This window comes from Streptomyces sp. NRRL S-118 (genome assembly GCF_000716335.1).
Lineage (GTDB): Bacteria > Actinomycetota > Actinomycetes > Streptomycetales > Streptomycetaceae > Streptomyces.
In genome coordinates, this window is record NZ_KL591019.1 from 49076 (window position 1) to 63501 (window position 14426).

Annotated in this window: 12 protein-coding genes; 4 read left to right on the top strand and 8 right to left on the bottom strand. The window is 74.2% G+C overall.

From position 1 onward, the window contains the following. Positions 1-87: 87 nt before the first annotated feature. Together IH00_RS0126890 and IH00_RS45295 are read right to left on the bottom strand one after the other, a co-directional pair. A complete protein-coding gene (locus IH00_RS0126890) occupies positions 88-435 on the bottom strand; it encodes a transglycosylase family protein (protein WP_052411666.1) in 348 nt (115 codons plus the stop codon). A gap of 123 nt (positions 436-558) precedes the next feature. Next, positions 559-1599, bottom strand: a complete 1041-nt coding sequence (locus IH00_RS45295; RefSeq protein WP_052411667.1) for a M28 family peptidase — start codon at positions 1597-1599, stop codon at positions 559-561. 94 nt (positions 1600-1693) lie between these two features. Between IH00_RS45295 and IH00_RS0126900 the strand changes: the two genes are divergently transcribed. Then, positions 1694-2434 carry a PP2C family protein-serine/threonine phosphatase gene (locus IH00_RS0126900; protein ID WP_031078002.1) on the top strand — a complete coding sequence of 247 codons (741 nt, stop codon included), beginning with the start codon at positions 1694-1696 and terminating at the stop codon, positions 2432-2434. Positions 2435-2475: 41 nt separating this feature from the next. Here the strand turns inward: IH00_RS0126900 and IH00_RS0126905 are convergent, their stop codons facing one another. From IH00_RS0126905 to IH00_RS0126920, 4 genes are read right to left on the bottom strand one after another with little or no spacing between them, the layout of a single operon-like run. Then, the gene (locus tag IH00_RS0126905; protein WP_052411668.1) at positions 2476-3714 is read right to left on the bottom strand and encodes a sugar ABC transporter permease; all 1239 of its coding nucleotides are present in this window, start codon (positions 3712-3714) and stop codon (positions 2476-2478) included. Beyond that, the gene (locus tag IH00_RS0126910) at positions 3711-4499 is read right to left on the bottom strand and encodes an ATP-binding cassette domain-containing protein (RefSeq protein ID WP_078887987.1); all 789 of its coding nucleotides are present in this window, start codon (positions 4497-4499) and stop codon (positions 3711-3713) included. Before IH00_RS0126910 ends, IH00_RS0126905 begins: the two co-directional genes overlap by 4 nt. Before the next feature lie 22 nt (positions 4500-4521). Beyond that, complete coding sequence (locus IH00_RS0126915) at positions 4522-5619, bottom strand: substrate-binding domain-containing protein (RefSeq protein WP_031078010.1); 1098 nt, start codon at positions 5617-5619, stop codon at positions 4522-4524. Between the two features lie 11 nt (positions 5620-5630). After that, positions 5631-8063, bottom strand: coding sequence for a SpoIIE family protein phosphatase (locus IH00_RS0126920; RefSeq protein ID WP_324615803.1), 2433 nt, complete (start codon positions 8061-8063; stop codon positions 5631-5633). 542 nt (positions 8064-8605) lie between these two features. Here IH00_RS0126920 and pgm point away from each other — a divergent pair. Next, entirely contained in the window at positions 8606-10246 is a 1641-nt protein-coding gene (pgm, locus tag IH00_RS0126925; RefSeq protein WP_031078013.1) for a phosphoglucomutase (alpha-D-glucose-1,6-bisphosphate-dependent), read from the top strand. A 59-nt stretch (positions 10247-10305) separates the two neighbouring features. Here pgm and IH00_RS0126930 read toward each other — a convergent pair whose 3' ends face one another. Continuing rightward, positions 10306-10713 carry an ATP-binding protein gene (locus tag IH00_RS0126930; RefSeq protein ID WP_031078014.1) on the bottom strand — a complete coding sequence of 136 codons (408 nt, stop codon included), beginning with the start codon at positions 10711-10713 and terminating at the stop codon, positions 10306-10308. Positions 10714-10717: 4 nt separating this feature from the next. After that, positions 10718-11596 carry an MEDS domain-containing protein gene (locus tag IH00_RS0126935; RefSeq protein WP_039947470.1) on the bottom strand — a complete coding sequence of 293 codons (879 nt, stop codon included), beginning with the start codon at positions 11594-11596 and terminating at the stop codon, positions 10718-10720. A 143-nt stretch (positions 11597-11739) separates the two neighbouring features. Here IH00_RS0126935 and IH00_RS0126940 point away from each other — a divergent pair, with 143 nt between their 5' ends. Further along, positions 11740-13413, top strand: a complete 1674-nt coding sequence (locus tag IH00_RS0126940) for an FAD-binding oxidoreductase (protein WP_078887988.1) — start codon at positions 11740-11742, stop codon at positions 13411-13413. A 116-nt stretch (positions 13414-13529) separates the two neighbouring features. Next, positions 13530-14324: a VOC family protein gene (locus tag IH00_RS0126945; protein WP_031078017.1), complete on the top strand. Its 795-nt coding sequence runs from the start codon at positions 13530-13532 to the stop codon at positions 14322-14324. Positions 14325-14426 lie beyond the last annotated feature (102 nt).

A 14426-nucleotide genomic window follows, 5' to 3' on the forward strand; every position in this document is an offset into this window, starting at 1 on the left:
CCGGCACCGATGACAGGACGCGGCCCAGGGGATGTCTCGTCGATCAGGCCGGGCTCGCGACGCCCGGCCTGATCGACGAGGCACCCCCTAGCGCCGCCGGGCGCAGCTCCAGGCACCCATGCCCTGCAGCGCGGCGAGCTTCTTGGCGGTCGCGATCTGCTCCTTCCTGGTGGCGAGGTCGGCCCGGGACGCGTACCTGCGGCCTCCTGCGGCCTCCCAGCTGGACTGGGTGAACTGCAGGCCGCCGTAGTGGCCGTTGCCGGTGTTGGCCTTCCAGTTGCCACTGGACTCGCACGAGGCGATGGCGTCCCAGTCGACGCGGGCGGCCGTGGGGGCGGCGTGGGCGGCGGGCGCAGCGAGCAGCAGCGCGGCGTGAGCGGCGATCACGGTCGTGAGCAGCGTTCCGAGGGGGCATCGGTTCGTACGTGCGGACATGGGCGTCCTTCCTCCGGGGACCCTGCCGCGGGCCGGGCAGGGTGCTCCGACCGTAGGTCCGGCTGTCCGGAGCGGCACGTGCTGTTGCGCCCATCGGGCTGTTGTGATCGATTAATCGACAATTCAGGCCGCCCTGGTCCCGGCCGTGGACACGGGCCAGGAGACGGCCGTGGCGGCGGTGGCGACGGCGACCGCCGTCAGCCGCTCGTAGTCGAGGGTGTCCGGTGTGTCGGTGGGCTGGTGGTAGTGCGGGTTGCGGAAGTTCGCCGTGCTGGTGAGCATCAGCGCCGGGATGCCCGCGTTCCAGAAGGCGGCGTGGTCGCTGCGGTCCAGGTGGGCCAGCGCGGGCACGGCCAGACCGGCCAGTGCGCCCAGCGGGCCGTGCGGCCGGGGGTCGCGCAGGGTGACGCAGCGCAGCGGCGGGTCGGCCGCGTGCGCCGCGAGGCGCCACAGCAAGGCCGCGTCGTCCGTCGCGCGGCGGTGCACGACCAGCGTGAAGTCGCCCCGCTGCCCGGTGGAGCGCACCTCGGCGGCCACCCCGGGAAAAGCCGCGTCGAACCCCATCGGCATCAGCTGGCTGCCGGGTTCGGGCGAGAAGCAGCCGACCGACTCCAGGCAGATCATCCCCAGGGCCCGCCCGCCGCGCCGCAGCCGGCGGGCCGCGTACCGGGCGCCGATCAGTCCGAGTTCCTCCATGTCGAGGACGGCGAGCGTGACGGCGGGCGGCCGCGGCAGCCCGGCGAGGAGCCGGGCGGTCTCCAGCAGTGCGGCGACCCCGGAGGCGTTGTCGTCGGCGCCGGGACTGGCGTCGACGGTGTCCAGGTGGGCGCCGACGACCACGGTGCGGCGGTGGTCCGCGCCCGGCAGCCGCGCCAGGATGTTGGCGCCCGTCAGCCGCCGGTGCAGCCGGAACTCCAGCGGGAGCGCCCGGTGGCCGCGTGCGTCGGTGGAACCGACGCGGCACCGCACGTCGAACGGCTGCCGTTCGGTGCGCCAGCCCGCCGCGGCCAGCTCCCGGGCCACGTACGCCTCGGCCCGCAGCATGGCCAGGGGGGCGCGGGTCCGGCTGCGGGGGCCGGTGGCGAGCCGCTCCACGTCCCGGCGCAGCCGCAGCGGATCGGCCCGCGGCGTGAGCGCACGCACGAGTTCGGCCACCTCTGCCATGGCACCACGGTGCACCTCTTCGCGCGGCGTCACAATGGGAGGTGAACAGCGCCCGCCCCCACGGCGCACCGCGACAGAGAGGGGGCGACCGATCGTGGCGTACGCGGCCGTGACCGCCCTGAGCCATGCCGGGCTGGTCCGCGAGCACAACGAGGACAGCCTCGTCATCGGCCCGTGGACGCTGTGCGGCACCGTCACGCAGAGCCCCCAGACGCTGGTGTTCCCGCTGGGCACGCCCCTCGTCGTGGCCGTCGCCGACGGGCTCGGCGGGCAGCCGGCCGGTGAGGTGGCCAGCGCCCTGGTGGTCCGCCGGCTCGCCGCGCTCGGCACCACGCTGGCGGACGAGGAGTCGGTCCGGGGCGTGCTGGACCACTGCAACCGCGCGGTGTACGCGACGGCGGAGGCCGAGCCGGAGTTGCTCACGATGGGCACCACGGTCGCCGGGGCCGTGGTCCTGGCGGATTCGCTGCTGGCGTTCAACGTCGGCGACAGCAGGGTGTACGACGCCTCGGGCGAGGAATTGCGCCAGGTGAGCACGGACGACAGCCCGCCGCCCCCGCCGGGGCGCCGCACCACGTCGGTCGTCACCCGGACGCTCGGCGGCGGCCCCGTGTTCACCGCGGTCACGCCGCACGTGGCGGCCTGCGCCGCGGCACCGGGGATGCGCTTCCTCATCTGCAGCGACGGGCTGACCGATCCGGTGCCCGACGACGAGCTGGAGAACCTGCTGCGGGTGTACGACGACGGCCGGGCCGCCTTCGAGCTGTGGAAGGCCGCCATCGAGGCCGGCGGGCCGGACAACATCACCCTCGCGGTGGTGCGCATCGGCGCCTGAGCCCGTACGGGACCTCCGTACGGCGGCGGGTGCCGCGAGGGTCACACGCGGCCGTGGGCCTTCTGGGCGCGTCGCGACACGGCGTCGATGACGACGGCGACGAGCAGCACCCCGCCGGTGATCATGTATTGCACGGCCGCCTGGATGCCCAGCAGGGCGACACCGGAGGCGATCGACTGGATGACCAGGACGCCCAGGAGCGCCGACCACACCCTGCCGCGGCCGCCGAACAGGCTGGTGCCCCCGATGACCGCGGCGGCGATGGCGTTCATCAGGAGGTTCCCGCCGCCGGACGCCTGGCTGGCCGAGGTGACCCTGGAGGCGAGGAAGAGGCCGCCGACCGCGGCCATGGTCCCCGAGACCATGAACACGGAGATACGGATCCAGGCGACGCCGAGCCCGGCCCGCCGGGCGGCCTCCACCCCGCCGCCGAGCGCGAAGATCATGCGCCCGTAGGTGGTGCGGCGCAGGACGTAGTCGAGGCCGACGAGCACCACCATGAAGATCAGCAGGGCCAGCGGCAGCCCCTGGAACCGGTTGAGCACGAACGCGGCGGCGAAAGCGATCAGGGCCAGCGCGGCGGTGCGGACGGCGATCCCGGCCGGCGTCCGGGACGGCACCCCGGCGGCCACGCGCCGCCGTGCGTCCTTCAGGGCGACGAGGAAGTACCCGGCGACGCCCAGCGCCGCCACCCCGTACGCGACGGCCACGTCGTGGAAGTAGTAGCCGGTCAGCAGGGCGACCAGACCCTCCTCGTCCAGGTTGACGGTCCCGCTCGACCCGAGGATCCAGAGCATCAGGCCGTTCCAGCCCAGCAGTCCCGCGAGGGTGACCACGAACGCGGGGACACCGACCTTCGCCAGGAAGAACCCGTGCAGGGCGCCGATGGCCGTGCCCATCACGACCGCGACCACGACGGCGAGGCCCTCCGACATGCCGTGCTGGACGTTCAGCACGGCGAACACGGCCGCGGCCAGGCCGCTCACCGAGCCCACCGACAGGTCGATCTCGCCCAGCAGCAGGACGAAGACGATGCCGACGGCGATCATCCCGGTGCCGACGATGTCCACGCTCAGGTTGGACAGGTTGCGGGGCGAGAGGAACTTCTCGTTCAGGCTCACGAAGATGAGCCAGATCGAGGCGAGGCTGAGCAGCACCGGCAGGGAGCCGAGCTCCCCGCTGCGCAGCCGGTCCGCGAACGCCCCGGCGGAGCGGTCGGCGCGGTCGCGCAGGCGGCGCACGAAGCCGTGCCGTCCGTCGGCCGGGGACGGCCCGCTCACAGGTCCGCCTCCCACTCGCGCGACGCCCTTCGGGTCACGGCGTTGTCCGTGGCGCCGGTGATGGAGGAGATGATCTGTTCGTGCGAGGTGGTCGTCACGTCGAAGAAACCGTTGTTCTGGCCGAGGCGCAGCACCGCGATCCAGTCGGCGACGGCCTTGACGTCCCCCATGTTGTGGCTGATGAGCAGCACGCCGAGCCCCCCTTCACGCAGCCGGTCCACGAGGTCGAGGACCTGGGCGGTCTGCTCGATGCCCAGCGCGGCGGTGGGCTCGTCCAGCAGGACGAGCCTCGGCTCGCCGAGCAGCGAGCGGGAGATGGCCACGGTCTGCCGCTGCCCGCCCGACAGGGAGGCGACGGGCAGGCGCACGCTGGGCATGCGGATGGAGAAGGTGTCCAGCAACCCGAGCGTGCGGCGCTCCATCTCCACCTCGTCGAGGATGCCGACGCGGTGGATCTCGCGGCCGAGGAAGAGGTTCCCGACGACGTCGAGGTTGTCGCACAGCGCCAGGTCTTGGTAGACGGTCGCGATGCCGAGGTGCTGGGCGTCGTGGGGGCGGCCGATGTGGACGGGCCGTCCGTCCCACTCGATCGTGCCGTGATCGGCGGGGTCCACCCCGGCGACCACCTTGATCAGGGTGGACTTGCCGGCGCCGTTGTCGCCCACCAGCGCGACGACCTCGCCGGCGCGGACCTCCAGATCGATGTCCGCGAGGGCCTGCACCGCTCCGAACCGTTTGGAGATGCCCCGCAACGCCAGCAGAGGCGGTGCTGACATGTCAACCACTCCCTCCGGCGGCACCTCGCTGTCACGGGGTGAGACCGGCCTTGTCGCAGTCGGACGCGTACTTGGGGGTGCAGATCTGCTCGACCGAGTACATCCCGTCCGCGACGACGGTGTCCTCGATGTTGCCGACGGTCACGGAGATGGGGGTGAGCAGGACCGCCGGTATGTCGCGGGTGGTGGCGCTGGTGACCGTGCTGGTCGCGATGCGGTCCGGCGCCTGGCCGCGCACCAGCGCGACGGCCATCTCCGCGGCCGCGCCGGCCTCCAGCCGGAACGGCTTGTAGACGGTCATGTACTGGTCGCCCGCGACGATCCGCTGGAGGGCGGCGAGCTCGGCGTCCTGCCCCGTGACCGGCGGCAGCGGGTCGATCTTCGCGGACTTGAGGGCGGAGATGATCCCGGAGGCGAGGCCGTCGTTCGCGGAGTAGACGCCGTCGATGCTCTCGGCGCCCAGCGCGGCGATGGCGCCGGACATGTTGATGTGGGCGTTCAGCGGCCGCCAGTCGGCGGTGTCGTACGCCTTGCCGATCCTGACCTTGCCTTCGAGGGCGGCGAGGGCGCCCTTCTTGAACCATGCCGAGTTGGGGTCGGTCGCCGATCCGTTCATCATCACGATCTGGCCGCCGCGGGCCTCGTCACCGAGGGCTGCGAGCAGCGCCTCGCCCTGGAGCCTGCCGACCCGTTCGCCGTCGAAGGAGACGTACGCCGAGATGGGGCCCTCCACCAGCCGGTCGTACGCGACGACCTCGATGCCGGCCGCGCGGGCCCGCTCCACCGAGGAGCGGAGGGACCTGGAGTCGACGGCGTCGAGGATCAGCACGCCGACGCCTTTGGTGATCATGGCGTCGACCTGCTGCTGCTGGGTGGCCACGTCGGCCTGGGCGCTGGCGAACTCCACGGTGCACTCCGGGCACAGCTCGGCGATGCGCTGCTCGATCAGGGGGCGGTCGAACCGGTCGAAGCGGTTGGTGTTGTCCGGGAACAGCAGGCCGATCGCCCGGGTGTCGCGGGGCACCTCCGCGTCCCGGTCGTCCACCTCGCCCGCCTGGCCGCAGGCCGCCAGACCGAAGGCCAGGACGAGCCCGGCCGCGAGGACGCCGGACGAACGCCGGCGGGGCATTCGCACGGCCCTCACCTCCCCGGCCCGTCCGCGGCGGCGTCGTCGAGCGGTGCGCGGGGGGACAGGGCCAGCTCGCTCCACACCTGCTTGCCGCCGCTGAGCGGCACCGATCCCCATGACGTGGACAGCGCCTCGACCAGCAGCAGCCCGCGTCCGCCGGTGGCCTCCCAGTCCACGCTCGCCGACTTGACCGGGGCCCGGGGCGACGCGTCGTTCACCGCGATCCTCAGCCGGTCCCCCGCGAGGGTGAGGTCGAGCCGCACCTCGCCCCGGGTGTGGGCGATGGCGTTGGTGACCAGTTCGGACACGACGAGCAGCGCCATGTCGACCTCCTCCTCCACGCCCCAGGCGCGCAGCGTGCGCCCGGTGAAGCGCCGTGCGTGCATGACCGCGTCGGGCAGCCGCCACACCGCCCATCGGGCCCGTACCGGCCGCACCCGCATGCCGTCGTAGCGCAGCAGCAGCACGGCCACGTCGTCGTCGCGCCGCCGCGTGCCCGCCACGAGCTCGTCGGCGACGCGTCCGAGGTCGGCCGGGTCCGCCGCGTCGAGCACCGCGCGCACGGCGCGCAGTCCGTCCTCCAGGCGCAGGGCGGACGACTCGACCAGTCCGTCCGTGAGCAGGGCGACGACGGTGCCGGGCGTCAGTCCCACCTCGGTCAGCGGGAACTCGGCGTCCGCCATCACGCCCAGCGGCGGTCCGCCCTCGACCTCGGTCTCCTCGGTGGGCCCGTCGGGCGGGCGCAGCAGTGGCGGCAGGTGCCCGGCCCGGACGAGCAGGGCGATGCCCTCCTCCATGTCCAGATCGACGTAGCAGCAGGTGGCGAACAGGTCGGTCTCCATGCCGACCAGCAGCCGGTTGGCGTGGGCGACGACCACGTCGGGCGGGTGGCCCTCCACCGCGTAGGCGCGGATGGCCGTGCGCATCTGGCCCATGATCGTGGCGGCCCCGGCACTGTGGCCCTGCACGTCGCCGATGACGAGCGCCACATGGCCGTACGAGAGCGGGATGACGTCGTACCAGTCGCCGCCCACCTCCAGGCCGACCGTCGCGGGCAGGTAGCGGGCGACGGCCGTGCCCCCGGGCAGGGCGGGCAGTTTGCGGGGCAGCAGGCTGCGCTGGAGCATCGTGGCGAGCTCGTGGCCCGCGTTCAGCGCGTGGGCGCGCGTCAGCGCCTGGCCGACCAGTCCCGCGGTCGCCGTCAGCAGGGAGCGCTCCTCCGGTCCGAACCGGTGCTCGCCGTCCCACCCGACCAGGCAGACGCCCACCATGCGGCCGTCCGCCGGCAGCGGCAGCACGGCCAGGCCCCCGGGGCCGATGCCGAGGAGCCCCGGCTCCAGGTCGGTGCCCGGCGGCCACAGGGCGACGTGCCCCTCCCGCAGGGCGCCCTCCAGGGTCGGCAGGGAGTGGCAGGACGCGTCGGGCCACTCCGAGCGCCATTCGGAGCGCCACAGCTCCGGCCATGCGTCGGGCTCCGGCGGGTCGAGCAGCGTGACCACCAGGCGGTCGCCCTCCAGCTCGGCGACCGCCACCCTGTCGGCGTGCAGGGGTGCACGCAGCGACTCGACGACCACGCGGCTGACGTCCCGGATGGTCGTGGCTGCGGCCAGGGCCGTGGACAGCCGCTGCACCAGGGAGACCTCGTCGGGGGTCGGGCGCAGGTAGGAGGCGTCGCCCACCACGCCGAGCATCCTCTCCGGCCGGCCGTCGGGGCCGGCGAGCACGCGGCTCCGCAGTCCCAGCCACCGCAGTTCACCGCCCGGTCGGCGGATCCGGAACGCCAGCTGCTGGTGGGCGTCGGGCCGGTCCGGTTCCACGACCGACATCAGGGCGGGCACGTCGTCCGGAACGGCGCAGGCCAGCAGCGTGGACACCTGTCCGTCGAAGTCGCCCGGCGGGATGCCCAGCAGGGCGAGCACCTGCGCGTCCACTTCCATGCGGCCCGTGCGCAGGGTGAGGGCGAACGTGCCGCCGCGCGGCGGCAGCAGGGCGGGGCCCGCGAGGGCGCCGGTCTCGGCCGGGGCGGCGACCCGGGCCGCGGCGGCCTCCAGCCCGGCGGCGGTCTGGTCGGCGTACAGCTCCAGCAGCGCCCGCTGGTCGGCGTGGAACCCGTCCTCCGCCTTCCGTACGACGACGAGGCAGCCCAGCAGCGCCCGCTCGCCGTGCCCGCCGCCGCCGAGCGGCAGCGCGCCCACGGAGACCGGGCTGTCCACGCCGTAGCGGACGAGATCCTGCGCGCTCAGCCACAGCGGCCGCCCCGTGCGGCAGGCGTCGGCGACCGGGGAGCGCCCGCCGAGGTCGTACGCCGGCGGGATCCCGTACGGCCCGTGGGTGTCGCCGGCCGTCTCGGCCAGCCGCAGCTCGCCACCGCCGTCGGCGGGGACGTAGACAGCGGCGAGCTCCACCCCGCAGGACGCAAAGATCTGCCCGGTCAAAGCGCGCACCGCCTGTCGTACGCGGAAGCCACCAGCGTGTGCCGCTGTGCCTCGCCTCTACCCCATGCTGCTCCTTCCCGGGCGGGAGCAGCCAGTCAGGACGACCGTGCGGACGGGTCGTACGGCCGGGCGCGGGTCAGCGCGTCCAGGTCCCGTCGGTGACCTCGGGCAGGTCCTGGCGGGAGAAACCGTTGTGGTCCTGCCCGCCGGTGCGCGTCGGTGCGCGTCGAGGGGGTGACCTCCCCGTCGGTGAGCGGTGCGGCGTGCGGATGCGTGGTCGTGGGCATGTTGTACCTCCGCGGGTTCGGGTGCCCGCCCGGGGCGGTGTCCTCCCGTGCACCGCCCCGGCGGTCACCCGCCCGGCCTCCGCGCCCCGCGCCCCGGCCCGGCCCCGACTTGCCGGAATCGGTCCCCGAGGGGCGTGCCGGGGGCGCACGCCGGGCATGCCCGACGGGAACATCCGTACGGAGGGGCATCCCCACGGAACACGACGGACCGGCGATCATGGTCCGTGTACTGGTCGCACAGGACCGATACGGAGGAGCGAACACATGCCGAACGAGCGCGCGGGACAGCAGGCGCGACCGGAGGACCTGGTCGACGTGGCCCGGCTGGTGACCGCGTACTACGCCGTGCATCCCGACCCGGCCGAACCGGCCCAGCGGGTGGCTTTCGGAACGTCGGGGCACCGCGGGTCGTCCCTCGCCGCGGCGTTCAACGAGGACCACATCGCGGCGACGAGCCAGGCGATCTGCGAGTACCGGGAACGGCAGGGGATCGACGGGCCGCTGTTCCTCGGGGCGGACACCCACGCCCTGTCGGAGCCGGCCCGGGTGACGGCCGTGGAGGTCTTCGCCGCCAACGGCGTGACCGTGCTCATCGACGCGGCCGACGGCTACACCCCCACCCCGGCGGTGTCCCTCGCGATCCTCACCCACAACCGCGGCCGCACCTCCGGCCTGGCCGACGGCGTGGTGGTCACGCCCTCGCACAACCCGCCGGCGGACGGCGGGTTCAAGTACAACCCGCCGAGCGGCGGCCCCGCCGGGTCGGAGGCGACCGGCTGGATCCAGGAGCGGGCCAACGAGATCATCACCGGTGGCCTCAAGGACGTCCGGCGCCTCCCCTGGGCCCGCGCGCTCGCGGCGCCCACCACGGGCCGGTACGACTTCCTCGGCGCCTACGTGGACGACCTGCCGTCCGTCCTCGACCTGGACGCCGTGCGCGGCGCGGGCGTCCGCATCGGGGCGGATCCGCTCGGCGGTGCCTCCGTGGCGTACTGGGGCCGTATCGCCGAGCAGCACCGGCTCGACCTGACGGTGGTGAACCCGCACACGGATCCGACGTGGCGCTTCATGACGCTGGACTGGGACGGCAGGATCCGGATGGACTGCTCGTCGCCGTACGCCATGGCCTCGCTCATCGAGGCCCGTGACCGCTTCGCCATCGCCACCGGCAACGACGCGGACGCCGACCGGCACGGCATCGTCACCCCGGACGGCGGGCTGATGAACCCCAACCACTACCTGGCCACCGCGATCGACTACCTGTTCCGCCACCGCGAGCGGTGGCCGGCCGGTGCGCGGGTCGGCAAGACCCTGGTGTCGTCCGGCATGATCGACCGCGTCGCCGCCGGTCTCGGCCGGGAGCTGGTCGAAGTGCCCGTCGGGTTCAAGTGGTTCGTGGACGGGCTGGCCGACGGCACGCTCGGCTTCGGCGGCGAGGAGTCGGCCGGCGCGTCGTTCCTGCGCCGCGACGGCTCGGTGTGGACCACCGACAAGGACGGCATCGTCCTGGCGCTGCTCGCCTCCGAGATGCTGGCGGTCACGGAGCGCACGCCCAGCGAGCACTACGCCGCGTTCACCGAGCGGTTCGGCGAGCCGGCCTACGCCCGTGTCGACGCGCCGGCCTCCCGCGAGGAGAAGGCCGCGCTGGGCCGCCTCTCCCCCGCCCAGGTGACCGCCGACTCGCTCGCCGGCGAGCCGATCACCTCGGTCCTGACCGAGGCGCCGGGCAACGGCGCGCCCATCGGCGGCATCAAGGTGTCCACCGCGAACGCCTGGTTCGCGGCGCGTCCCTCGGGCACGGAGGACGTCTACAAGGTGTACGCCGAGTCGTTCCACGGCCCCGAGCACCTGGCGCGCGTGCAGCAGGAGGCCCAGTCCGTCGTGTCGGCGGCGCTGGCCGGCTGACACCGGGACGCCTCCCGGCCCCGCCGGGCCGGCCCCGCGCGGGTCCCGCCAGGGGCCCGTCAGCCCACGCTCATCGCGAAGGTGACGGTGCTTCCGGCGGGGCCCGGGACGACCGTGAGGCGGTCGGTGATGAGCCGGGTCAGCCACAGGCCGCGGCCGGGACGGAAGCCGTTGAGGCCGGGCGCGAGGTCGGGGATGACCTCCTCGGTGAAGCCCGGCCCGCGGTCGCTGATCCGGCACTCCAGCTCGCCCGGGACGCGGGCGAGGACCAGCAGCCCCTGCCCGCCGCCGTGCTGCACGGCGTTGGCGGCGACGGCGTCCATGGCCACCACGAAGTCCCCGCGCCGGGGCTCGGGGAGCCCGGCGAAGGCGGCGTAGCTCTCCACCAGGACGCGCAGCGGCGGGATGTCCGCGGCGCCGAAGCGGCGACGGAGCAGGACTTCCTCGGCACTCGGGTGCAGGGTCATGGCGCTATCCCGTCACTTCCAGGCCGGCCGGGTCGACGCCGAGGCGTCGCAGCAGCAGCGCGTGCCCCGCGGAGCAGCGGACCCGTACGGGCCGTTCGGGCGCGGACCGGGCGATCCGGCGGACGAGCTCGGCCGCGCACTCGGCGCTCAGGAACCCGGTGCGCCGCAGGTCCACGGTGACCGGCCCGGACGCCCCGCTGTTCCGGAACAGCGCGGACAGCGCCTCGGCGAACCGGGGGGCGGTCGCCAGGTCCGCCTCCCCGATGACGCGCAGCGTGCCGTTGCCGTACAGGCACCTCAACTGCCCGAGCCGCGGCAGCAGGTTCCGCGGGTGGGCCCGGCACATGGCTTCGAGGACCGGCCCGGGGAAGCGGCGCCGGTCGTACGCGCAGATCTCGCTGTAGAAGCCGTCGGCGAACAGGTGGCCGGCCCGGCGCTCACGGTCCATCATCACGTCCAGTCCGGCGCCGAGATCGGCGACCCAGCCCATGTCGATGCAGGTGCGCAGCCCGCTGTACCCCGCGGCGCGGGCGGCCTCGGCCTCCTCCGTGATGCGCCGCCACTGCCGGTCGGCGGTGAACCGCCGCTGCGGCAGGATCAGTTCCCGCATACTGCTCAGCTCCAGTTGCGTCCTTTCGTAGCCGGAGGCCGCCGCCAGCCCGGGTGCCTCCTGGAGCCGCGCCCGGACGTCCGCCTCGCTCAGGTGCGGCGGCCCGAGGACGATGACCTTCTCGCCGCGGACCAGTCCGGCCCAGACGAAGGCGGCCAGTACGTCCCAGCCGGGGGCGTCGCCGTCGTAGCACAGGAACGCGTGGTCCCCGGCGCCCATCTGCTGCACGGGCAGCGTCCCGGGATGCTGCGCCTCGCCGGCGAGCCCGCCCACGTCACCCACCCCCGTGTAACCGATGTGTAGCGCTACGTTACAGACTCATGGCGATCTCCTGGTAGCCGGGTGACGGGAACCCGACCGCGCTTGCGCCCCTCCTCCTCTGTGCACGACGACAACGGAGCGGTGGGGAACGGACGATGGAAGAGACGCGCGAGGCGGGTACGTACGGAGCGGAGGCCGGCGCGGGTGCCGGGACGGACACCGGTCCGGCCGGTAGGGCCGGGCGCGGCGGACCGAGCCGGCGCCGGCTGCTGGGGGCGGGTGCCGCCGCTGCCTCGGGGGCGCTGTTCACCGGGATCGCCGGGGTACGGGCGGCCGGTCCCACCTCGTCGCCGGCCCCGGCAAGGGTGGTACCGGTGGCCGGCACGGCACCCGCCGCGCCCCGCAAGGGGGACTGGGCGGCGCTGGCCCGGAGCCTGGACGGATCGCTGCTGCGGCCGGGCGACCGCGACTACGACGCGGCCCGGACGCTGTTCAACCCCCGGTTCGACGGCGTACGGCCCGCGGGCGTCGCGTACTGCGCCCGACCCGAGGACGTCCGTTCCTGCCTGGAGTTCGCCCGCCGGCACCGGGTGCCGGTCGCGGTGCGCAGCGGCGGCCACTCGTACACGGGCTGGTCGTCGGGGCCCGGACTGATCGTGGACGTCCAGAGGATGGCGTCCGTCTCGGTGGGCTCCGGGACGGCGACGATCGGCGCCGGGGCCAAACTCATCGACGTGTACGACCGGTTGACCGCGCGCGGCCGGACCGTCCCGGCCGGGTCCTGCCCCACGGTGGGCGTCGCGGGCCTGACGCTGGGGGGCGGCATAGGGGTGGTCAGCCGGGCCTACGGGCTGACCAGTGACAGCCTGACCGGCGCCAGGATCGTCACGGCCGACGGCCGGATCCGGGACGTCGACGCCCGCCGCGACCCCGATCTGTTCTGGGCGCTGCGCGGCGGCGGGAACGCCCAGTTCGGTGTCGTCACCGAACTGCGGATGCGCACGCACGCGGCGCCGGAGTGCACCACGTTCTTCCTCAGCTGGCCGTGGGCGCGGGCGGCGGCCGTCGTCCGCGAGTGGCAGCGCTGGGCGCCGACCGCGCCCGACGGGATCTGGGCCAACCTCCACCTGGCCGCCCCGGTGGGCGGGCGGCCCGGGTCCGTCCGCGTCGGTGGCCTCGCCCTCACCGGCCGCAGGGACCTGGAGAACCGGCTCGACCGGCTCGCCGACGCCATCGGTGCGGCGCCCCGCTCGGAGTCGGTGCGCACCCGCCCGTTCATGGACGCGATGAAGGTGATGGGCGGCGTGTCGGGCTTCACCATCGCGCAGGCCCACCAGAAGGGCAGTCTGCCGGGCCGCACCCCGCAGGGCCGGGTGGCGCGCGAATCGTACGCGGCCCGCTCGGACTTCTACACGCGCCGCATCCCGGCCGACGGCATCCGGGCGCTCGTCTCGCGGGTGGAGCAACTGGCCCGGCTGTCCGGCGGCGGAGCGGGCAGCATCGCGCTGGACGCCATGGGCGGGGCGGTGAACCGGGTCCGGGCCACCGACACGGCGTTCGTCCACCGTGACGCGCTCTTCCTGGCCCAGTACATCGTCTCCTGGCCGGACAAGGCCGCCGCGGCGACGGTGAAGCGGCACCGGGCCTGGCTCGACGGCACGTACGACGCGATGCGGCCGTGGGCGAGCGGTCAGGCGTACCAGAACTACACCGATCCCGCGCTGCGCGACTGGCGCCGGGCCTATTACGGGGTGAACATCGACCGCTTGGTGAAGGTGAAGGCGGCCTACGACCCCGGGCGCCTCTTCCGCCACCCGCACGCCTTCTGAGGCGGAACGGGACGCGTCACCGGTTCGCCCCTCCCGGGGGGCGAACCGGTGACGCGGGTGTCACGCTGCTGCGGTACGGCCTGTGCCCCTGTGCCCCCGAGACCGAGGAACCGCCCGTGATCACGACTGACTTCGCCACCGGCTCCCCCTGCTGGCTCGACCTCGGCGCGCCCGACGTGGCGGCGACCGCCAGGTTCTACGGAGCCGTCTTCGGCTGGGAGTTCCAGCCGTTCAGCGCCGAGGACGCGCAGTACGGCTTCTTCAAGCTGGACGGCAAGGTCGTCGCCGGCATCGGGCCGCTCACCGAGGAGGGCGCCCGCTCCGCCTGGATGATCTACTTCCGCACGGCCGACGCCGAGGCCACCACGGAGGCGGTGCGACGGGCGGGCGGCACGGTGCGGGTCGAGCCGATGGACGCCGACGGCGAGGGCCGCATGGCGCAGTTCACCGACCCGCAGGGCGGCCAGTTCGCGGTCTGGCAGCCGGGCAGCTTCTCGGGGGTCGACGCGGTCGACGCACCGGGAACCCTGTCGTGGACGGAGCTGTACACCACGGACGCCGCCGCGGCGAAGGAGTTCTACGGCAGTCTGTTCGACTGGCAGACGCAGGACATGGACCTGCCCGGCGGGGGCGGCACGTACGCGCTCATCACCCCGTCCGGCCTGCCCCCGGAGCGCATGCACGGCGGCGTGATGCAGCTCCCGTCGGAGGCGCTCGCGCTGAACGGCGGCCGCCCGTACTGGCATCCGGTCTTCGGGACCACGGACTGCGATGCGACCGTCGCGAAGGTCACCTCCAACGGCGGCACCGTCCAGATGGGCCCGGAGGACGCGGAGGGCGTCGGCCGGCTCGCCGTCTGTGTGGACCCGTCCGGAGCCGACTTCGTGGTGCTCGCCCCGGCGGAGAGCTGACACGGCGGCCGTTGCGATGCCGCGGCTCCTCGCGGCGGCCCGTTCGGGGCCCATCACGAGGCGGCGGCCCTGTCCGGGGGCACGGGGCGGGCGCGCGTCCGG

Coding starts and splice junctions, on each gene's coding strand:
- IH00_RS0126890 (WP_052411666.1), bottom strand. CDS start 435: ATGTCCGCACGTACGAACCGATGCCCCCTCGGAACGCTGCTCACGACC.
- IH00_RS45295 (WP_052411667.1), bottom strand. CDS start 1,599: ATGGCAGAGGTGGCCGAACTCGTGCGTGCGCTCACGCCGCGGGCCGAT.
- IH00_RS0126915 (WP_031078010.1), bottom strand. CDS start 5,619: ATGCCCCGCCGGCGTTCGTCCGGCGTCCTCGCGGCCGGGCTCGTCCTG.
- pgm (WP_031078013.1), top strand. CDS start 8,606: ATGCCGAACGAGCGCGCGGGACAGCAGGCGCGACCGGAGGACCTGGTC.
- IH00_RS0126930 (WP_031078014.1), bottom strand. CDS start 10,713: ATGACCCTGCACCCGAGTGCCGAGGAAGTCCTGCTCCGTCGCCGCTTC.
- IH00_RS0126940 (WP_078887988.1), top strand. CDS start 11,740: ATGGAAGAGACGCGCGAGGCGGGTACGTACGGAGCGGAGGCCGGCGCG.